The following is a 20,730-nucleotide window of genomic DNA, read 5'->3' as shown; positions in this document are numbered from 1 at the left end:
GTCTTCGACCTCCTCATTATGATCTGTCAGGGTGATTGGCGACAATGGAGCGGAGCGCTGCAGCAAGGCGGTCCAGATCGGACTGCGTATGAATCTCCGTCACGCAGTACAGCGCACACTCGCCCCACGCCGGATAGGCTGCCGACAGATTTTTTCCGCCGAAAATTCCTTGCTCCATCAATCGGCCGTTAATCTCGGCAACCGTCAGCCCGGTATTATTGAAGTCAACGACGAATTCCTTGAAAAAGGCGCCTTCGAAACGAAGTGATACGCCCGGAATGTCAGACAACCGCTTCGCGGCATAATGCGACTTCTGGATAATGGTGCTGCCGACTTCCTGCATACCGGCCGGTCCGAGCAGGGACAGATAAACACCTGCCGTAATCCCCCAAAGAGCGGTCTGAGTGCCAACGGACTCTTTGCCTTTCTCACGCAGGGCAAACGATGTGCGTTCATAAGCGACATCTCCGAAGCCGTACTCGCCCTCCACTTCTGTCGGCACGATACCGAATAAGCGGGAAGGATACTCCATCACGTATTTCTCCTCATCGCGGGTAGCGATAAATCCGGCTTGGCCGCCGCCGTAATTCATGTGCATGCCAAGAGGCTGCAAATCTCCACAGATGATATCCGCTCCATAGCGTCCCGGCGGATCTAATACCCCAAGGGATATCGGGTCCACTCCAACGATGGATACCCCATTGACGCCATGGACAAGCGCGGATATTTCGGCCCCCTGATCCTCGATGATTCCGAGATATCCCGGGTTCTCGAAATAGACGGCAGCTACGTCGTCGTTTAACTTGCCGCGAAGATCTTGAAGATCCATTCGTCCGGTTGCTGGATCGATTTCGATATATTGAATGTCCATCACAGGCGTACAGTAATTACGGATAATCGCCACCTTATCCGGATCGACCGATCGCGGCAGCAGGGCCGTCTTGCGCCCTGTCATCCGACCCGCCATTCGGATGGCGGTGGAAGCCGCCTGAGCCCAATCGAAGGTGGGAACGTTCACGACGTCCATATCCACCAGCTCGGCAAGCAGGCTTTGATATTCGAACAAAGCCTGAAAACGTCCATGATCTTCATAAGGCTCTCCGGCATACGCGGTCACGAATTCGGAACGCTGATTGATTTCGTCGCACACGGCAGGAATGAAGTGCTGCCAGCAGCCTGCCCCGAGGAAATTCAAGTAGTCCGCGCCGTGCTTGTTCTTAGCCAGCAAGCCGTCGATGTGACGGCGCAGCTCGTACTCGTTCATCGCAGGCGGAAGATTCATCTCCCGGTTCAGCTTCAGGCTGTCCGGAATGGCGTCATGGAGCTGATCCATCGAGGTCAGTCCGATTTCCTTCAGCATGGCGTCCCGGACTTCCGGGACGGTATTGGGTATATAAGGATGGGCATAAGTTCTGTTGTCAGCCAATTGAAGCGCCTCCGTTCGTGTTGAATAGATAAAAGTGCGTGTTCAAAAAGGGTGGTTTTCAGCACCGAAGCTTATGCTTCCGATGGGTTTCTAAGCAATGCCGCCTCCGTCAACGACAAGCACGCTGCCGGTTACCCAGGAAGACAGGTCGCTCGCCAGAAACAATACAGCGTTCGCGATATCGCGCGGCGTGCCGAGTCTCTCCAGCGGACGTCCGCCTGCGGAAGCGACCAGAAACGCCGCCTCGTCCTGCTTCAGCTGCTTGGCTTCGTCCCGCAGTAGCGGTGTATCCGTGTCGCCCGGGGACACGCAGTTGACGCGGATGTTGGCCGCTCCATGATCGATGGCCATCGCTTTCGTCAGATTGACGACGCCGGCTTTGGCCGCGCAGTAAGCGGCAGCGCGATCTCCGCCCTTAAGCCCCCACCCGGAACCCGTATTGATGATGCTGCCGCCTCCGCTTTGCTCCATGATCGGAATGATATACTTCGACAGGAGGTAAACCCCCTTCAGCGAAACGTTCAGCACCAGATCCCAATCTTTCTCTTCCAGCTCGGTGACGGTTCTGCGGCGGATGACGCCTGCGTTATTGAACAGAATGTGGATGCCTCCAAGCTTCGCGTTAATCTCCGTGGCTACGCGCTCGCAGTCCGCAGCCGAAGTAACATTGCAGCGGTAGAAGCTCGCCTGGCCCCCTTTGCCGCGTATTCCCGCGGCTGCATTCTCTCCCGCAGCCTCGTTAATATCGATCAGAACCGCATGGGCTCCGAAGTCCGCCAACAGCTCGGCAGTGGCCAAGCCGATTCCTGAAGCCCCTCCCGTAACGACAGCCACCTTGCCCGATAAGTTCAAAACATCCTGTGTATTAAGCATCGTTATCCTCCTTACGATTCATGTTGTTTGGCTTCTTCTGCCATCCGCCGGCTCAGCCGCTCTGGAGAGCTGTCCTCTGATAAGTAAGCCTGAAGCAGGATCCGGAACCGGAAAGGCTCCGGCTTCACCGCGTTCTCCGGCGATTGCGCCGGGCCGCAACTGTTGCTTCCCAGTCCGTTTTGCCGGTAATCCAAATTCAGCGTAATGAACTCGCGCGGTTTCAGATCGCTCATATGCTGAGCCTGCTCCAAATCGGCGTCTGAATAACGTCTTGCGCTGAATTCAAGCACCGGAACGCCTGCCGCAAGCAGTCCGATTCCGGCACCGTCCGTGATCGACATCCATTTGACATCTGTCCGGTTTCCGTTCTCCTGCGGATAGATGTATGGCGTGAACAATCCGTCGACCGTGCTCCGGTATACGCCGAAGCGTCCCGCCTCTTTGCTGTCCGAATAGCTCTCACCCGGTCCTCGGCCGTACCATTGCACCTGATCCATATCGCCGGGTATCTCAAGCTGCATACCAATCTTCGGCAGCATGGCAGGCGGCGTTCCTTCCGGCTTCCCGCTGACGTCCATCGCAATCAAACCGCTTGCGTGGACCGTATAGGAAATTTCGCAACGGAAACCCCAGTCATGAACGGGCGGAGCAATACGAGTAATCCAGGTCACCTGAACCGAGGCCTCATCCACATGCTCCCAGCGGAAACTGTCCACGCGTTCGGTCAATCTGTCGAGATGGGCTTTGCGCCAATCCGTAAGGACGTACATGTCATTGTCGATCGGGGCACGCCAGAAATTCAGGCGTGGTCCGCGCCGGATCAGCTCCTTGCCGCCCATACGAAGCGAAGCAATTCCCGGGCGCAGGCAGTTAAAGGAGATGCAGAACAAGTCATTGCCGAGAATGAGCTCGCGACCTTCTTCAGTTACCGCCAATGTGCGGTGCGCAGGCTGCAAAGCAGGGCTGCCGGACGTGCCATATACGGCGGCAGGCAGTTCGAACTGTGCCCAGGCTACCTCATGGCCTTGCGGCGCCCAATCGCCGTCTGCCGCCAGCGTGAAACCGACATTCAGCCACAGTTCGACACCAGGCTCCAAACGGGCCGGAGGCTGATCGTCCCGCAGCGGCACCGTTACTTCCCGACTTTCGCCGGGACCGATATGCGGCAGAGCAAGCACGCCGCTTTCAACCGTGCGTCCGTCTGCCGTTACGCTGTAATGCGCCTGCAGATGATCGAGCGCAGCAAAGTCATACCGGTTCGTAATGCGGAGCTTGCCCGTATCTATCATTTCAACCTTGACGGGTTCGATAATCTTCTTATATTCCAGGAGTCCCGGCGATGGAGTCCGGTCCGGCCGAACCAGTCCGTCAATGACGAAATTGCTGTTGTTCGGCACATCCCCGTAGTCTCCGCCATACGCATAGTCCTCCTTGCCGTCCGCCGTCTTATGACGGAGGCCATGGTCGATCCATTCCCAGACGAAGCCGCCCTGCAGGCGCCGGTAAGCATCAAAAGTATCGAAGTACGGACGCAGGCCTCCCGGTCCATTGCCCATCGCATGGGCGAATTCGCACAGGATATGCGGCTTCGGATGATCGACCATTTTGCCGAAGCCCTCCATCTTCTCCACGGAAGAGTACATCGTGCTGACCACATCGCACACTTCTGCTTCCTGGTCTTCCTCGTAGTGAACGAGACGGGTGGAATCATGTTCCTTGCACCACTCGGACATAGCCCGGAAATTACAACCGAATCCAGACTCATTGCCAAGCGACCAGAAAATCACCGACGGGTGGTTCTTGTCGCGCTCCACCATGCGGCGGACCCGGTCCACATAAGCATCCTTCCATGCCGGATCATCGCTGAGACGCGAAATGTTGCCAAGCGGCTCAAATCCATGCGTTTCCAGATCGGTTTCTTCCATTACGTACAAGCCGTATTCGTCGCACAGGTCATAGAACCGAGGATCATTCGGATAATGCGCCGTACGTACGGCGTTGATATTATGCTGTTTCATCAGCTTGATATCCTGGAGCATCGTAGACAGCGTCACGGTCCGGCCCGTATCCGGATGATGGTCATGGCGGTTGACGCCTTTGAGCAGAATCGCCTTGCCGTTCACCAGAAACTGGCCGTCCTTCACTTCGACGCGTCTGAAGCCCACGCGCTGCGCAATGGTTTCCGTGATTTGATCCTGCGAATCCAGGACGGATACGACCAGATGATATAAATAAGGCGCTTCCGCATTCCATAATGCAGGTTTCGCGACAGGCAGGTTGAACTCGATCGATGCCGGACCGGATATAGCTTTCTCGGCAGACAGAACGAGCGCCCCTGTCCGGTCGAGCAATTGAAGCTGCACCTTTCCCCTGGCATCTTCACCAGCCTGATCTAGTCGGACCGACAGCACCGCACTCTTCAATTCCTGATCCAGTTCGGTTACGACCCGATAGTCGCGAATACGAACGACGGAAGGCTCGGCAATCAGGTATACGTCGCGGAAAATGCCGCTCATCCACCACATATCCTGATCCTCCAGATAGCTGCCGTCAGACCATTGGTAGACTTGGACGGCAAGGCGGTTCACGCCGGATAGCAGATATGGTGTCAGATCAAACTCGGATGTTAAGCGGCTCCCTTGGCTGTAACCGATGAACGAACCGTTCAGCCATACATGAAAAGCGCTGTCCACGCCGTCAAATTTGATGGAAATGACTTTCCCGTCCCAATGGGCAGGAAGCTCGAACTCTCTTACATAACTCCCCGTCGGATTATCGTTCGGCACATGCGGAGGATCTACCGGGAACGGATAATAGAGATCCGTATAATGCGGATGTCCGTATCCCTGAAGCTGCCAATGTCCAGGTACGCGGACGTCGTCCCAACCCGAGGCATCATAATCTTCCTTGAAAAAATCCTGCGGAGCCAGCTCCGGCCCTTCAGCAAAATGGAATTTCCATAGCCCGTTCAGCGACTTGAAACAAGGCGAGCTTCCCCTGTCGTAGCTTAAAGCGCCATCCCGGTCCGCGAACGGAATGAAATAGGCTCTGCTCTTCGAACGGTTTTTTTCCAATACGCTTAGGTTATCCCAGTCGCGCTCTGTCATGATGTTGTACATGCTCCTCTTCCCTTCCTTTCTCTCTATCTATCCTTTGATGCCTGTTGTCGCGATTCCGCCAACGATATAACGCTGAGCGAAGAAGAAGATAGCCAGCGGCGGAATGGAGATCAAGCAGGTAATCGCCATTATCGATTGCATGTCGACGCCGTACATGCCCTTGAATTGGGACAAGCCGAGCGTCAGCGTGTATTTCGTCTGATCATTCAGGAAAATGAGCGGCCCAAGGTAATCGTTCCAGCAGCTCATGACTTGAAATACGGCTACCAGAATCAGCGAAGGTCCCATCAGCGGCACGATAATCCGGAACAGTACGGTAACTTTACTGGCGCCGTCAATCGTTGCAGCCTCATCCAACTCTCTCGGCAATGTCAGGATAAACTGCCGCAGCAAAAAGATATAATAAGCGGAACCGAACCAGGACGGCACGATCAGCGGTTTAAGCGTATTGATCCAGCCCAAGTAGTTGAATTCCATATACTGCGGAATCATGGTGACTTCCCATGGAATCATCATGGTCGCAAGGACCACCAGGAACAGGAAGTCGCGCCCTTTGAACTGGAATCTGGCGAATCCGTAAGCCACAAGCGTGCAGGAGATCAACTGGCCCAGCGTAGACAAGGCCGTAATGACCACCGTATTTTTCAAAAAGAGATTAAAGGGCTGTATATTCCATGCCTCGGCAAAATTGCTGAATTTCCACACGGAAGGAATCCATTTGGGCGGGAACAGGTACAGCTCCTGCTGCGACTTCAGTGCCGTTGTCACCGCCCAGAACAACGGTGCGATGAAGAGCAGTGAAAATGCAATCAACAGGACATAAGAGAATGCTTTTTTCATCCGGCCTGCCCCCCTTTTCTTGCTTTGAGTTTCTTCTGCGGATTCTTCTTCATTTCGCCTTCATAGAACACCCAGGCTTCCGATGATTTGAATACGAGGAACGTCAGCACAAGCACGATCAGGAACATGAACCAGGCGTTCGCGGCAGAGTAGCCCATCTTGAAATATTTGAATGCGTTCTCATACATATACATGGCGTAGAAATACGTCGATTTCATCGGCCCGCCTCCCGTCAGCAATAACGCGAGAGTCAGCTGCTGGAATGCCGCAATGATGGACGTAATCAAATTGAACAAAATCGTTGGCGTGATCATCGGAATCGTGACGCTGAGGAACTGGCGGATTTTCCCTGCACCGTCGATTGAAGCGGATTCGTACAGATCCTTCGGAATGCCTTTGAGCCCCGCCAGGAAAATCAGCATCATTGAGCCTTGCCCCCACAAGCTGGCAACCACCATGGCCACAAGCGACCACTTGGTATCATTGAGCCAATCGGGACCTTGAATGCCAAAGAGAGACAGGAAGTAGTTCAATATTCCGTAGTCTCCGCTGTACACCCAGGACCAGATCATGGCGAGTGCCACGCCCGAGATCACGGAAGGCAAATAAAAGGCGGTACGGAAAATCGCGCTCCCCCGGACCTTTTGGTTCAGCAGCATGGCGAGTCCAAGGGCAACCACAATGTTAAGCGGAACGAACAGGACGGCAAACTTCAGGGTTACGAAAAGCGATTTCCAGAACATCGGGTCATCCGTGAACATTTCCACGTAGTTGTCGATACCGATGAAGGTGACTTTGCCGACGATCGGCCAATCAAAAAACGAAATGATCAATGAGAACAACAACGGTCCCAGAGTGAAGACAACGAATCCGAAAATCCAAGGAAAGATAAAGAGGTAGGGGGCAGCCCCACCCCATCTGCGTTTTCTCAAGGGTTTAAGGGCGGCTGTCTGTTCCGGTGTATTCTGCAGGTAGGTCTGAGCCATCTCCTAACCTTCTTTCTACAATTATTTCAAGTACCGTTCGCTGTCCTTGACAGCCTGATTCAGCACATCATGGGCATTGCTGCCGTGCATAACGGATTCGACGGCTGCGGAGAGCTGACGGTTCACTTCATTCCATTTCGGATTCAGGAGGAACGCCGGCGTATCGCTCGAACGTTCGAGCATCGTGTAAAAAGGCTTGTAAAGCGAATCCTGATCCTTCTTCAGCTCGTTGACGACGCTTTGACGGACAGGCAGATCGGCTACGCGCATTTTGATCGAGTCATTGGATACGTAGAATTTAATGAACTCCCATGCGAGATCCTTTTGCTTGGAGTCTTTGGCAATGGACAATGCGGATTCTGCCAGCACGCCCTTCACCGGCTTGCCCGGGAACGCCGGAATCTCAACGGTACCTACATCGATTCCCGCTTGTTTGAACGATTCCAGCGGCCAGATTCCGCTTTCCCACATGGCGATTTTGCCGGCTTTGAAAATATCGTCACCGCTCTGCTGGCCCTTGCCTCCCGTCAGTACTGCGGATCCGTTTTTCACCATGTCGCCGAACATTTGAATCGAATCGGCCGTCTCCTTGCTATTCATGTAACCGTCGATGGTTTTACCGTCCGGAGAGATGAAGGAACTGCCGTTGCTCCAGACAAATCCCTGCAGGTCATACGTGTCATTCTCGGCGCGTACGCCAAAGCCGTATTGCTTTTTGGATTTATCGGTAAGCTTTTGGGCAATATCCTGAAACTCGTTCCATGTCCATCCGTCTTTTGGATGAGGGATACCGGCTTCATCAAACAGCTTTTTGTTGTAGTACACGACTCTTGTCGTAAATCCGGCAGGAATCCCGTACAGCTTGTCGTCGATTTTGCCGTAGTTGAATAATCCTTTGTAAAAATCATCTATGTTGAGATCTTTATCCTTGTCCGCGAAGCCGTCCAGCGGCTCAAGCGATTGATGATAGGTCGGGAAGTCCCACATATACATCACATCCGGCGGATTCGCCGCCCCGAAGCCCGCAGCCAGCTTCTGGTCGAATCCGTCAGCGTAAGCCTCCACCTGCACCTTTGTGCCGGGGTGCTCCGTTTCAAACTTCTTGGCGATATCCTGCTCGATCTTGAGCGCATCCCCCGTATCCCAGGTCGCAAAGCGAAGCGTCTTGGATGCCTTAGACCCGCCACCCCCCTGGCTGGCTGTTCCGGCGCTTCCGTCATTGCCGCCGCAGGCAGACAGAACGGATACCATCATCGTTGTTGCAAGGACAATGAGTGAAACTCTCTTATTCATATTGTCAGCTCCCCTGTCAATGAGGTGTATAATAATTGAACCGCTTTCATCGTAACTCTTATGAAAGCGGTTCAAAACGTGTATCTATTCGAATGTAGTTGCGATTTTGTTCGAATTTCCGAGGCCGGGTGTCAATCTGTTCGGGACCCGTCTCCTTTTTGTTGGGCACGGAAATGGCTCGGCGTTTGCCCCGTACAGCGCTTGAACCATTTGCTGAAATATTTGCTGTCGCCGAGTCCCGTCCGCTCGGCAATCTCCTGCATCGTTAGCGTCGTATCCCGCAGCAGGCCGTAGGCAAGTCTCAGCTTCCGCTTATATTGAAAAGCAATAAAGCTATCCCCGACCGTCTTCTTGAACAAAATGGAGAAGTGGCTGCGGCTGAGTCCGACCTCTTCTGCCAGATCGCTCGCCGACCAGTCGGCAGCCGGGTTCGCATGCAGCAGATGTACAGCCTTCCAGATCGGCTCCGGCCAATCCTCTCCCGATACTCCATAGATTCGCTCCAGCTCCGACTCTTTATGCAGAGACATAAACGCCTCCTTCAGATCGTCACTGAGCAGCAAAGCGCCCCTTCGGCTCCACTGCAGCTTGCCGCATCTGCTCTTGCACTCCACGAGCAGGCTCTCTGCCGCCCCCTTGAGATAGTCGGGCACGATCCAATAGCAGTACTCTTCCCCGTAAGGAATCATCGTTCCGTCACACATGCTGCGGTCATCCTGGCGTGCTTCCTGCAAAATGCCGCTCCAGGACGCCCCGCATTCCACCGTGCGGATAAGATATAGATACAGTGGCTGCCCGCCAAAATGCCACTTTCCTTCATACAGATTCGCAAGCTCAGATAGAAATTTATCGCTGTGTCCGTTCAGCCAGGCAAAAAGCATGGTTTCCAGCCGTTCGCCGTCCTGTGGTACGTCAAGCGCCGGGGCCGTCAGTTCGCGCTGGAACTGCTTCAGCATCTCCTCTAGCTCTTCATCCTCAAAAGCCGTCTTCAGCAGATATCCTGAAGCCCCCAGCCGGATGCCCTGCTGTGCATACTCAAAATCACGGTGGCAGCTGAGCAATATGATCTTCGTATGCTGCGCCATCTCTTTGACCTTGCGGGACAACTCGATCCCGTCCATCTCCGGCATAACGATATCCGTAATAACGACCTCCGGACGATATTCCAGAAAGGCTTCCCAGGCCTTGACCCCATTGGGAGCGTCAGCCACGACTTCCATTCCGAACTGCTCCCAAGGTACGGTTGAGCGCAGCCCTTTGCGTACGATACTCTCATCATCAGCAATCAGCACCTTAATTTTCTTGGTTGTATCCATCGGAACGCTCCTCCTTTTTGGGCCAACGAATACTTATGGTTGTACCCTCACCCTTGGTCGAATGTACCGTAAGCCCATACTGCGGGCCAAAGTGCAATTTAAACTTCTGGTCTGCGTTCTGCACGCCGAGTCCCCCGCGCCCTTGGCGTCGCGGTCCCGGCACAAATAGACGGCCCAGCTTTTCTGCCGTAATACCCGCACCATCGTCCTTCAGTGTCAGCAGAAGCTCTTCGCGTTCCTCTCTGATATCCAGTTCAATGACCCCGATACCGTCGATAAAGCCGTGGAAAAATATATTTTCAAAAAGTGGCTGCAGCGTCATTCGCGGGATCAGATACCGCTTCAACGCTTCCTCACAATGGAGCTCATAATGGAATACAGCGCCATACCGGATCTCCTGTATCTTCAGAAAATGCTCGATCATCCGCAGCTCTCTGCCAAGCGTAATCAGCTCTTGCGAAATATCGAGATTGCCTTCCAGCACCATCGTCAGATGGTACAGCATCTGGCGAATGTCCTCGGCTCCCTCGAGCCTGGCCTTCCACTGAATCGAATTCAGCGTATTGAACAGCAAATGCGGATTGATCTGGTAATGAAAAGCTTTCAGTTCGGCTTCCTTCTTCAGCCGCTCGCTCTGCTCCACTTCCTGCACCAGCGTCTGCACTCCGCTCACCATCCGGTTAAAGCTCATATCGAGACTCCCCAGCTCATCTCTGCCTTCAATCGGCATCCGCGTATCCAGCTTGCCGAAGCTGACCTTTTGCATCGAATCCTTCAGCGTACGGATGCGGGCGGTAAAATGGGATGAAAAGATATACGCAAGTCCAAAGGCAAGAATGCAGGAGATGACAGCCACCAAAATAGTATTGGAACGGATGATTCCTGAAGATAAATAGAAGGCTTTCGCAGGCAGTCTTGCCTCAATCGTCCACTGGTTCACGGACAGCGTCCGGTCCCAGATCATATCGCTATCCTTGGGGGTGAATGCAGAAGCACTCTTGTACACGATTCTTCCATCGGATGCTTTGATCGTCAGATGGGCTTTCGTATCCTCCTCAAACAGGCGGAACATGTGCAGCAGTTCCTGGGCATTTTCCTCGATTAGAATTGTGCTCCCATCCTGCGCCCCGCTGGAGTTGTGGATCGGCACCGCCAGCCCCAGCACAGGCAGATTCGAGTCGCCCGCGCGTCCTATCCCGTGATCCTGCATATAAAATCCCAGCCAGTAAATGCCTTGGAACGTGGATGGCTTTTCCTGCCATGCAGGAATGCTGCCAAGCTTGGTGACATCCAGATTATTTTCCCCATAATAATAGCCCGATGGTGTTATGATATAAATCCCTGCCGTCAGATCAGTCCGGAGTGATTTGAGAAGGGCTTCAAAATCGTTTTTTTCGATGATCTCACTATAAGTTACGGGAGCCCGGTTCCCGAGATCCGCACGTGCAGGATCCAGCAAATAGGAGTAAATCGTCTCGCTCATCTGCTTCATTCGGGAGAGAGATGAGCTCGTCTGCTGCTCTAGCTGTGCGACGGCATTTTCGCCATATTTTCCAAACTGTGAGTTAATAATTCTGGCAGACTGATAGTAGGATAAAGCTCCAAGCGAGAGCAGCGGAATAAGGGTCACGACAAGAAAACAAAACAACAGCTTAGTCCGGATGCTGCGGTACGATCCCGACAAGAAGCGGCGGTAAAGCTGCTTAAGCCACTGGCTTTTCATACACGGTTCCCCCCTGCCCGCAAGTGCGTATATCTGCATTCTAGCATGGACAGGCATTCAATAGATAAACCCCGTCACCCTATGTTAACGCTTACATTTTATTCATGGCATATAACATCGCTATAACATCCTCTTATGATCGAACAAACGGGAAAAGCACCTCCCCGAAACGCTGTAAAAACAGCCGAAGAAGTGCAAAACCCGTGTTTAATTGGTATACTCATGCCCCAGAATCAGGAATACGCTCGAGGTCCATGTAAATGCCCTGTCACGCAGGCCTTCGCCTGTAAGCGCATCGAAGTTCTCCGCCATGCCGCTGCGGTTAAGCATGCTGCAGAAGCGGCGCGATACCTCCCGGGCCAGCTCCAAATCACCCGCCGCAGCGGCGCCTTCCACGAGCAGCATGGTTGATGGCGCCCAGATCGGACCTCGCCAGTATCCATCCGGCTGATAGTATGAGCTGCTGATGCTTTCTGTCGCCCAGCCGTTCGCGGTCAGGAACCGGTTCTCTTCCCGCAATCCGTCCAGGAGCGCTGTGCGGATGTGTTCCGGCAGCCGTTTGCCAAGCAGGATCGGTACGAACAGCAGCAGGCTGTCCCCTTCGGACGGTTCATGCGTGCCTGAGCGGCAGGATATGAACTTCCCATCCTTCCAAAAATGTCCAACCATCTTCTCCAGCGTATCCTCGGCAAGACGCCTCCATGCTGAGGATTCCTCCGCAAGCCCAAGCAAACCAGCGATTTCAGCCAGAAGCTCGGTTTGGATGATCAGAAAAGCGGCCAGATCCGGACTTTCCACCGGGATGCCGTTATTAAACGCTGTACTGTTGTCCCAGCCCGAATCGTTGCCGTGATTATACTGGGGAATGCCGTCGCCATCCCCGTCCCGGTATCGGAACCACCAATTTGTCCACTTGGACAGTGGTCCGTAAACCTCTCTCAGCTGACCCTCGCGGATGTAATCAGTACGCTGCATCATCCAGGCCAGCGTCCAGCCGTGAATCGGCGGTTTATTGCAGTTCCATAGCTCATATTTGTCGTTCACGAAGTCCGGAATCAATCCGCTCTCATCCTGCCGGTCAAAAAAGATCATGAACTGGTCCCATGCCAGCTTCGGATCATGGCGTACCAGCGCCATGGCATTAAAGCAGTGATCCCAGCTCCAAATATTCGTCATCCAGTTCTTCGACATGTACATCGCCGGACGGGTCAGGCATCCCTCTGCCGGCACCAGGCAGGACCAGGTGATATAGGCGGCCAGTTCCCGTCCTTCCTGCCAGCGTTCAGGGATAGTCAGGCTGCGTTCAAGCCACGTCCCAAAATCATTTTCGGCGGATATCACGGCATCTTCAAAAGATTCCCACGCTTCCCTTGGTTCCCATACCGTGCGGAACTCCTCTACCGCAAACTCCGCGATATTCGTGTCATCATCCGCATTGAACTCTGCGATTACGCGTGAGCTTTTAATCTTATCCCAAGGCACTTCCATCTTCATACCGCCTGCCAGCCGTGTCAGCATAAAGCGGCATTCATGGGTGAAGCTGTTCATTTCCCAACTGTCCTTATTCACTTCGTAAGCATAATCGTATGCTGCCGGCATAAAGGTAAGCCGGATGCCGCAGCCCTTGGAACGAAGGCGAAATGTCCGGCTATCCGATATGCAAATTTCGGCATAGATGGCCGAAGCCGGGGAGTTCAGCCTTACGACCCCTGGAGAAGCTTCCGTCATATACGGTATCGGCTGGTTTCGCTTGTCGATCAGCTCAATCCGGAATGCCTCGCCGAATTTGTCGTCGCCGCCGCGGACGGTTCGCAGGTAGAGACCCTGCTGTCTATTCTTTCCTTCAGGCAAGAGCGATACCGCGAGAAACGACTCCTTACGGCTGAAGGGCACGATACTCAGGTCAAATTTCATGGCTGTTCTCCTTCGTCAAGAGGAATAATACGCTTTCATTTTACCCTTGATGAAGGATACGAGGAACGTGCAGGTGTTTTTCCAGCAGAGGCAAATTTGTTGGGAATTCATATATCTGCTGATTGAAGGTGTCCTTTTGTTAGAGAGGCAGGGGTATTCTTGTTAGATTTGCTCCATGACACCCGCTACATGCCGGTCATCTGCTGATCCAGCTGCTCCAGTACGAATGGCCATGCCTGCTCATGCCCGTCTCTTGATTCCGCATCCGGAAACCCGGCATGTTCGAGACGCAGCAGCGTTCCGTTGTCAGCCGGCTCCAGTTCAACGGTGACGACCGTCTCCGCGCCCTTCGTTCCCCCTTCGCCGGTCACCCACGTCAATTCAACCAACCGATCTGTTTCAAGTCTCAGGAACCGTCCGTAATGCGGATGGCGCTGAGCTTCCAGATGCGCATCGGGTTTGAATTCGGTCTCAAAGAAGAAAACGGTGTTGACCTTTCCCTGCATAATCACGGATCCAGGGGCTGCAAACCAGCGGTCGAACTGCTCCGTCCACGCTCTAAAAATCACGTCTGGAGCCGAATCCATCCGTCGCTCCACTTTCAAATGGAAAGGTCTTGCTGATAAGTCAGGCACACGCATGGGCTCGGTCATACATTCTTCATTCCTTTCAGGATTTAGGCTTTTAGATGATAATAACTTGCTAACGGGTTCCTTTTTTTCAGCGGCTATACATAAATCATGGACGGTAAACCCTAGTTTATACCCCCCACTCCTTCCGGGCATCGGCAACGGACTTTTGCGGCGATTTCCCCCAGGCATAGTGCCCTTTCGGCTTTCGGCCGATCCAGCGCTCATCGACAGGCTCCGAAGCGAGCTGGTACCTCGTGTCCGAGCTGATTCTGAACCTGCGGGTCGCGTTATTCAGCGAGGCATGCATCATGTACATCCCGAAAATAATGACATCCCCGGCTTCGAATGAAGCCGTCGCCCATCTTCCGCCGTATTTTTCCACGATCTCAATAGGGTCCTCCGAGAACCAGCCTGTAGCCACCTGATCCCGGTCAACATCCATTTGTCCATACGTTTGCTTGATAGGATCGAAATGCTGGGAGCCGAGACATATCGCGAGCGTACCGAGTTCCAGCGGTGTATCTCCCAAGGGTGTCCACATGGTGTAGACGTTTTTCGTTCCCCTTCCCATGTAGACAATATCATAATGTGCCCCGGTATTTCCTCCCTGCGCAACGGCACGTGGCCATTTGTAATCATAGGTCATGGCCTTCCCGCCGAGCAGGCGGTCAAAGAAGCTCATGACCGAAGATCCGTTCACCATCTCCAGGAAATGCGGGAAATCGGATTGCAATTCCTCCGTGCTTCCCCCCCACATCATCCCTTTATTCTCTCCGCCAATCACGCCTTCATGAAGAGAAGCTTTCGGGTCCAGGCGACCTGTTGCCTGCAGCTTGCGTAAAAAGTCCATTCGTGCAGATTGCACCTGATCCCTGTCGTGAAATCCGCGGATGAACAGATAGCCATCTTCCGCTAGTCGAGCTCGGAGAGCCTCCGTGTTTTCCAGAATATCATGGCTGCTTCTGAGCTCTGTTAGGTATTGGCTTCCCAGTTCAAGTTCCCTTTGCCCGATTGTCACTTTCATGTGGGTATTCTCCCCTCTGGATATCCGGACGGCTTCCCGTCCGTTATTGGATTCCTTATCAGCATAGCGGATCCGGGAGATGAAATCGTTAGCCAAAACCGTTCAACATTTACGCAAAACCCGCTTAAACATGATATAACCGCTGCCGGGTTCGCCATTCCGAAGGAGGGCAATCCTCCAATTTTTTGAACCAGAGCGAGAAGGAGTGCAGACCTGTAAAACCGATCAATTGCGCAATCGACTGCATGTCCCTATCCGTAGAGCTCAACTGCCACTTGGCCTCCGCCAGCCGGCACATTTGCTGGTACTGTTTGGGCGTCATGCCATATACCTTAGAGAAACGTTTGCGGAAACCTTCTTCCGAGAGACCGCACATTTCGGCTAATGCAGAGATTTGAACGGCATCTTGCAGATGCTCGCGGATATAGTCGCCGGTGTGTGAAATCGAAAGTGCCTGCTGGTCGGAGTGGGAATGTTCATTTAAAAAGAGCAGCAGCATTTCAATCCATGCCATATAGTTTCGTTCCGGTTCTTTCAGCTTGGAGGAGCGAATGCGCAGCCATTCGCGGAAGAGCCGTTCGTAATGATCCTGATCCAGCCCCGATAATGCGATGATCCTCGGGAAGCCGTCCTGAATCAACCGTTCAAATAATTCGCGAATCCGGGCAGGCAGCCCCCGGATGAGTAGAACCCCGAATCGGATGGGCGTAACCGCATGAAAAGAATGAGGAAGATTCGGCGGAATCAATACGACGTGCCCCGCGTTCACCGCTCTTTCTTGATCTCTTCCCCGAAATCGGCCGCTACCCTCAAGTACGACGGATATCTCGATATCCGGGTGGCTCCATAAACGTTCATCCTCCCAATCCTTATCATGGGTACCGATAAAGCTTCTGACCTCCAGCAAGAGCATGACACCTCCGCTCCTTCCTATAATGGAACTCACTATACAATCGATTCGCGATCTGATCAAGTCCTGAAAGGCCATGACATTTAAGCGCAGCCGTAACGCAAAACACCCTGTAGAATCATTGGATAACCGGAAAGGTTATTCCAAATTCTACAGGGTGTTTTTTTAATCCTTTATTCAGGATATTATTTACCGTGGCACTTCTTATATTTCAGACCGCTTCCGCAAGGGCAAGGTTCGTTTCTTCCAACCTTAGGAACAACGTTTTCGTTATCGTCCACAAGTCTGACCAGCCCCTTCTTCGGATCCTCTCCCTCTTGCATGGAGCCCAATTCGACCAGCGTGTGACCGCCATTCGACCACATTCTGGTGTTGTTGTATACCTCCGCAAGCAAGGAAATAACGCGCTGTGCATGAACCGGCGTTTTGAAGGAAACCTTGCGGTTCTCGAACTCATTGATCAAATCCTGCATCGTGCATTTATTCGTACATGCCAATTGAATGTCGTCCATCAAGTATTCAACAAGCTCTTGGTCCTTCGACATATTGTTAAGCACGAAAGCCTTCAACTCAGAAAGCTGCGGAGTCATCTCGAAATAGCCCAGATCCGCATAACGGAGAAGCTCTTCTTTTTCCGGTACAAAAAACGGTTTGCTGTCCAAACCTTCAGTGAGTTCAGCCAGCCTGCTGTCATCTGCCCCGTTTGCTACCAATCCGTTAAAGAGAACGCCATCATGCAGAATAATATCCTGGCCGCGTTCGACCATTTCGGCTGCGTATTTGGCAACTTCTTCTTCCTCTACGGCAATGCTGTTTTGCGAATTAATTATATGAACAAGCTTGTCCAGCTTGATGACACCGTACAAATGAGCTGCAGCGGCGATATATTCATAGGCCTCCTGCTTGGAACCATGCTCCTGTTTCAGTTCGGACAGATCAATTCGAGATGCGGCGGATTTCACTTCCTCCGGCATCAGGACATAAAGCTTGCCCTCACTGAAAAAGCTGAATACTAAACCTCGTTCCAAATAATAGGAATAATGTCCGAAAGGCAGCGCGTTATCCTGAATATTCGGCTCCTTAATAAGCGTTTCCAGAAGAGCCCACTCGTCTGCATCCGTGACAAGTACGATGGACTTCAACTGCTCGGGATCGGTCAAATATGCTGAAAGAGCATCCGCAAGCTCTTCCTTCTTCATCTTGGAACGTCCGGAAATTTGATTAGCGGAGGCAAGCGAAGAAAGTCTGGACTTGGTCAAGCTTTGCAGAATTTCCGGCAAACGGGTCATCACGTCTCCAATGATGGCGTGCTGTATATTGCGTTCTTCCATTTGTAACCTAGGGTCTTCCAACATTTACACCTCTTCCAAATTGATAACATGCGCAGCAAAGCGCCTTTATCCATTATACACTATTCGAGCAAATTCATCTCTTGCTTATGAATTATGAAAACCCGGCCACCGGAAGGCCGGGTTTTATAAGTTTCAAATATAAATAGATTACACCATGATTTTACAAATGTCATTCGTAAAATCGACAGGATCTTGAATCGGCAGACCTTCGATCAAAAGTGCCTGGTTATACAGCAGGTTCGTGAACAGTCCCAGCTTCTCCTGATCTTTTTCAAAAGCGGATTTCAACGACTGGAACACTTCATGATGCACATTGATTTCCAGCACCTTGTCCGCCTGAATGCCTTCACCGTTTGGCATGGCCTTCAGCACTTTTTCCATCTCGATCGAAAGATCGCCCTCGGCTGTCAGGCAAACCGGATGGGATTTCAGACGTTTCGAGGCCTTCACGCTCTTCACTTTTCCGGCGAGCACCGTAGACATGGCCTCGAACAGTTCCTTGTTCTCGGCTGCTTCCGCTTCGGACGGAGCGTCTTCCGCATCTGCTTCGATGCCGAGATCGCCGCTGGATACCGATTTGAATTCCTTCTCCTTGTAATTCATCAGCATCTTGATCGCGAATTCGTCGATATCATCGGTCAAATAAAGAATCTCGTAGCCTTTGTCTGCGACAATCTCGGTCTGCGGAAGCTTCTCGATACGCTCTACGGATGTCCCGGAAGCATAGTAGATATACTTCTGGTCTTCCGGCATTCTGGATACATACTCATCGAGGGTAACCAGCTTCTTCTCCTTGGAGGACGTGAACATCAGCAGATCGGACAGCGTGTCCTTATTCGCGCCATAATCATTATAGACGCCAAACTTCAGCTGTCTGCCAAAAGCCTGGAAGAAGGTTTCGTATTTCTCGCGGTCATCCTTCAGCAGGGACTGGAGCTGGCTCTTGATTTTGCTTTTGATATTCTTCGCGATCAGCGTCAGCTGACGGTCATGCTGCAGCATTTCCCGGGAGATGTTCAGGGACAGGTCCTCGGAATCGACCATCCCTTTCACGAAGCTGAAGTAATCCGGCAGCAGATCGCCGCATTTGTCCATAATCAGCACGCCATTGGAATACAGCTCCAGCCCTTTTTCGTATTCTTTCGTATAATAATCGAACGGCGTGTTCTCCGGAATGAACAGAATCGCATTGTAAACCACGGCTCCATCCGCCTTTACATGCACATGCGAAAGCGGCTTGTCGAACCCGTAGCGTTTTTCCGCATAGAAATTCTCGTAGTCCTCCTGCGTCAGCTCGCTTTTGTTCTTGCGCCAGATCGGCACCATGCTGTTGACGGTTTGCTCTTCCTTGTACTCCTCAAACTCACCTTCGCCGCCTTCTTTAGGACGGTGTCCGGTAATGTCCATCTTGATCGGATAACGAATAAAGTCGGAGTATTTCTTGATGATGCTTTTCAGGCGGTATTCCTCGAGGTATTCATCGTACTGATCGTCTTCGGTGTTCTCTTTGATCTTCAGCGTAATTTCCGTACCTATCGAATCCTTTTCGCAAGGCTCGATGGTGTAGCCGTCCGTACCTTCGGACTCCCAGCGGTAGGCCTGGTCGCTGCCGAGTGCCTTACTGATTACCGTTACTTGATCGGCAACCATAAATGCGGAATAGAAACCGACCCCGAACTGGCCGATGATGTTGTGGCCGTCCTTGGCTTCATTCTCGCTCTTGAAAGCCAGCGAACCGCTTTTCGCGATGATGCCCAGGTTATTCTCAAGATCTTCCTGCGACATGCCGATCCCGGTGTCCGCAATGGTTAATGTCCGGTTATCCTTATCGGCAGTGATTCGGATGTAATAATCATCCTTATTAAATACAAGCTGATCGTCGGTCAGCGCCTTATAGTAAATTTTGTCGATCGCATCGCTGGCATTCGAGATCAATTCTCTCAAAAAGATTTCCTTCTGGGTATAAATCGAGTTAATCATCATTTCCAGCAATCGTTTTGATTCGGCTTTAAACTCTTTTTTCAGCATGAGTTAGGCTCCTTTCGATTCGAACGATTCGTTAGCACTCTATCTTCATGAGTGCTAATTCTTCCTTTTATATATCACACCTTGTTTTTGGAAGTCAATACATACCAAGGTAATGCAAGGCTTAATCGCATGTAATTCATCCCGTTTTAGCAATTATGAATCGCGTTGTCACCTTCTAAGTCTACGACGTTATCAAAAATAGAACGGCCTCCCTGATGGGGGCCGTTCTTATTATCATCCACCGAACCCTGAATCCTGTACATCCATGCTATCAAGCATTTCCCGGTGCGTTTCCACCTTCGCCCGCCTAACCTGATCCATGAGCCACGACTCATACTTCTGCTCCATAAGTCTGCTGCGGATATCCTCATTGGCTTGCTCCATGGAAGCATATCCACCTTCTTGACGCTCCACGCATTGCAATATGGCATACCCTCCTGCGACGGGAACAACGCCGCTGATTTCCCCGGGAGCAAGCCGCCGCGCGGCTTCCAGCAGCTCCGGCATGTACCTCGCATCATTGCGGAGCGTCTGAGCATCGAATAACTGGACATCCGTTTCAACCTTGCCATTCATCGTTTCCGCTGCCTCGGCAAGGGATTGCAGCTGCTGCGCTTCAGCCTGTGCCTGCTTCGCCAGCGAAGCCGCTTCCCCTTCCGAGCCGGAAATGAATAGCTTTCGCGTTCGGATCGATGGTGTTTGCCTGTATAAAACATTCTTATTTTTCTCATAAAACACGTCGATCTCCTCCGGAGAAGATGCCAGCTCTCCGGCAGCCAACCGCTCCTGCAAACGGGTAAGCATCAGGCTGAAAGTATATTGATAGTACTCCTCCTGCCCAAACTGAAGCGGACCGTAGATGACTTTCCCCCTGCCTGCATCCTCCTGTCTTCTCCGGTTTTCCTCCTCTCTGCTCTTTAAAAAGCCGTCGTATGAAATATCCGTTACGATGCCCTCGCGTTTCGCAGCGATCTGTTGAACCTTGAGCTTTGTGATCTGCTCCAGCGCTTTTTGCCTGAGTACTTCTAACGGTGTTTGACCGTCATAACGGCGCTGCCAGAAGCCCTGATCGAACTCTGCTCCGTACCGGGATTGGAATTGCTGGATAACGCCAATCCGTTCCCGTGACATCGCCGCTTGGAATTCCATCGCGGTAACGGCTTCCCCGTCTACGGTCAGTACCGGCCCTTCTGCTTTCTCCCCATCCGCAGCCAGGACATACCCGGCAGCCGCCGCAGCCAATAACAAGCACGCTGCTAACGGCAGCCAAGCCCGTCTAAATGCGTCCAACGGG

General features: G+C 52.4%; 15 protein-coding genes. All 15 read right to left on the bottom strand.

Going from position 1 to position 20,730, the window contains the following annotated elements:
- Positions 1-16: 16 nt before the first annotated feature.
- Positions 17-1,426, bottom strand: coding sequence for an aminomethyl-transferring glycine dehydrogenase subunit GcvPA (gcvPA, locus tag GRF59_RS27185; RefSeq protein ID WP_160500850.1), 1,410 nt, complete (start codon positions 1,424-1,426; stop codon positions 17-19).
- Between the two features lie 90 nt (positions 1,427-1,516).
- On the bottom strand, positions 1,517-2,299 hold the full coding sequence (locus GRF59_RS27180; protein WP_160500849.1) for an SDR family NAD(P)-dependent oxidoreductase: 783 nt from the start codon (positions 2,297-2,299) through the stop codon (positions 1,517-1,519).
- 11 nt (positions 2,300-2,310) lie between these two features.
- Positions 2,311-5,406, bottom strand: coding sequence for a beta-galactosidase, LacZ type (gene lacZ, locus GRF59_RS27175; protein ID WP_160500848.1), 3,096 nt, complete (start codon positions 5,404-5,406; stop codon positions 2,311-2,313).
- Between the two features lie 39 nt (positions 5,407-5,445).
- Positions 5,446-6,258 carry a carbohydrate ABC transporter permease gene (locus GRF59_RS27170; RefSeq protein ID WP_160500847.1) on the bottom strand — a complete coding sequence of 271 codons (813 nt, stop codon included), beginning with the start codon at positions 6,256-6,258 and terminating at the stop codon, positions 5,446-5,448.
- Positions 6,255-7,244 (bottom strand): carbohydrate ABC transporter permease, encoded by a 990-nt coding sequence (locus GRF59_RS27165; protein ID WP_160500846.1) that lies wholly within the window; start codon positions 7,242-7,244, stop codon positions 6,255-6,257. Before GRF59_RS27165 ends, GRF59_RS27170 begins: the two co-directional genes overlap by 4 nt.
- Before the next feature lie 21 nt (positions 7,245-7,265).
- Positions 7,266-8,537: an ABC transporter substrate-binding protein gene (locus GRF59_RS27160; RefSeq protein ID WP_160500845.1), complete on the bottom strand. Its 1,272-nt coding sequence runs from the start codon at positions 8,535-8,537 to the stop codon at positions 7,266-7,268.
- Between the two features lie 131 nt (positions 8,538-8,668).
- Positions 8,669-9,853 carry a response regulator transcription factor gene (locus GRF59_RS27155; RefSeq protein ID WP_160500844.1) on the bottom strand — a complete coding sequence of 395 codons (1,185 nt, stop codon included), beginning with the start codon at positions 9,851-9,853 and terminating at the stop codon, positions 8,669-8,671.
- Positions 9,831-11,576 (bottom strand): cache domain-containing sensor histidine kinase, encoded by a 1,746-nt coding sequence (locus GRF59_RS27150; protein WP_160500843.1) that lies wholly within the window; start codon positions 11,574-11,576, stop codon positions 9,831-9,833. The genes GRF59_RS27155 and GRF59_RS27150 overlap by 23 nt, the downstream gene beginning before the upstream one ends.
- 207 nt (positions 11,577-11,783) lie before the next feature.
- Positions 11,784-13,490, bottom strand: coding sequence for an amylo-alpha-1,6-glucosidase (locus tag GRF59_RS27145; RefSeq protein ID WP_160500842.1), 1,707 nt, complete (start codon positions 13,488-13,490; stop codon positions 11,784-11,786).
- A gap of 185 nt (positions 13,491-13,675) precedes the next feature.
- Positions 13,676-14,131: an SRPBCC family protein gene (locus GRF59_RS27140; RefSeq protein ID WP_423802986.1), complete on the bottom strand. Its 456-nt coding sequence runs from the start codon at positions 14,129-14,131 to the stop codon at positions 13,676-13,678.
- A 118-nt stretch (positions 14,132-14,249) separates the two neighbouring features.
- Positions 14,250-15,146: a phytanoyl-CoA dioxygenase family protein gene (locus tag GRF59_RS27135; protein ID WP_160500840.1), complete on the bottom strand. Its 897-nt coding sequence runs from the start codon at positions 15,144-15,146 to the stop codon at positions 14,250-14,252.
- Positions 15,147-15,270: 124 nt separating this feature from the next.
- A complete protein-coding gene (locus tag GRF59_RS27130; protein WP_160500839.1) occupies positions 15,271-16,059 on the bottom strand; it encodes a helix-turn-helix domain-containing protein in 789 nt (262 codons plus the stop codon).
- Positions 16,060-16,241: 182 nt separating this feature from the next.
- The gene (locus GRF59_RS27125; protein WP_160500838.1) at positions 16,242-17,387 is read right to left on the bottom strand and encodes a YecA family protein; all 1,146 of its coding nucleotides are present in this window, start codon (positions 17,385-17,387) and stop codon (positions 16,242-16,244) included.
- Positions 17,388-17,555: 168 nt separating this feature from the next.
- Positions 17,556-19,436, bottom strand: a complete 1,881-nt coding sequence (htpG, locus tag GRF59_RS27120; protein WP_160500837.1) for a molecular chaperone HtpG — start codon at positions 19,434-19,436, stop codon at positions 17,556-17,558.
- 234 nt (positions 19,437-19,670) lie between these two features.
- Positions 19,671-20,726 (bottom strand): peptidylprolyl isomerase, encoded by a 1,056-nt coding sequence (locus GRF59_RS27115; RefSeq protein ID WP_160500836.1) that lies wholly within the window; start codon positions 20,724-20,726, stop codon positions 19,671-19,673.
- Positions 20,727-20,730: the final 4 nt, after the last annotated feature.

The organism is Paenibacillus dendrobii (genome assembly GCF_009807035.1).
Taxonomy (GTDB): domain Bacteria; phylum Bacillota; class Bacilli; order Paenibacillales; family Paenibacillaceae; genus Paenibacillus_AQ; species Paenibacillus_AQ dendrobii.
Note: the sequence above shows the minus strand (reverse complement) of the source record. Positions and strands in the feature narration are given on the sequence as shown.

Coding starts and splice junctions, on each gene's coding strand:
- GRF59_RS27165 (WP_160500846.1), bottom strand. CDS start 7,244: ATGGCTCAGACCTACCTGCAGAATACACCGGAACAGACAGCCGCCCTT.
- GRF59_RS27180 (WP_160500849.1), bottom strand. CDS start 2,299: ATGCTTAATACACAGGATGTTTTGAACTTATCGGGCAAGGTGGCTGTC.
- GRF59_RS27130 (WP_160500839.1), bottom strand. CDS start 16,059: ATGCTCTTGCTGGAGGTCAGAAGCTTTATCGGTACCCATGATAAGGAT.
- GRF59_RS27150 (WP_160500843.1), bottom strand. CDS start 11,576: ATGAAAAGCCAGTGGCTTAAGCAGCTTTACCGCCGCTTCTTGTCGGGA.
- GRF59_RS27155 (WP_160500844.1), bottom strand. CDS start 9,853: ATGGATACAACCAAGAAAATTAAGGTGCTGATTGCTGATGATGAGAGT.
- GRF59_RS27140 (WP_423802986.1), bottom strand. CDS start 14,131: ATGCGTGTGCCTGACTTATCAGCAAGACCTTTCCATTTGAAAGTGGAG.
- GRF59_RS27125 (WP_160500838.1), bottom strand. CDS start 17,387: ATGGAAGAACGCAATATACAGCACGCCATCATTGGAGACGTGATGACC.
- GRF59_RS27160 (WP_160500845.1), bottom strand. CDS start 8,537: ATGAATAAGAGAGTTTCACTCATTGTCCTTGCAACAACGATGATGGTA.
- lacZ (WP_160500848.1), bottom strand. CDS start 5,406: ATGACAGAGCGCGACTGGGATAACCTAAGCGTATTGGAAAAAAACCGT.
- GRF59_RS27145 (WP_160500842.1), bottom strand. CDS start 13,490: ATGAAATTTGACCTGAGTATCGTGCCCTTCAGCCGTAAGGAGTCGTTT.
- GRF59_RS27170 (WP_160500847.1), bottom strand. CDS start 6,258: ATGAAAAAAGCATTCTCTTATGTCCTGTTGATTGCATTTTCACTGCTC.
- GRF59_RS27135 (WP_160500840.1), bottom strand. CDS start 15,146: ATGAAAGTGACAATCGGGCAAAGGGAACTTGAACTGGGAAGCCAATAC.
- htpG (WP_160500837.1), bottom strand. CDS start 19,436: ATGCTGAAAAAAGAGTTTAAAGCCGAATCAAAACGATTGCTGGAAATG.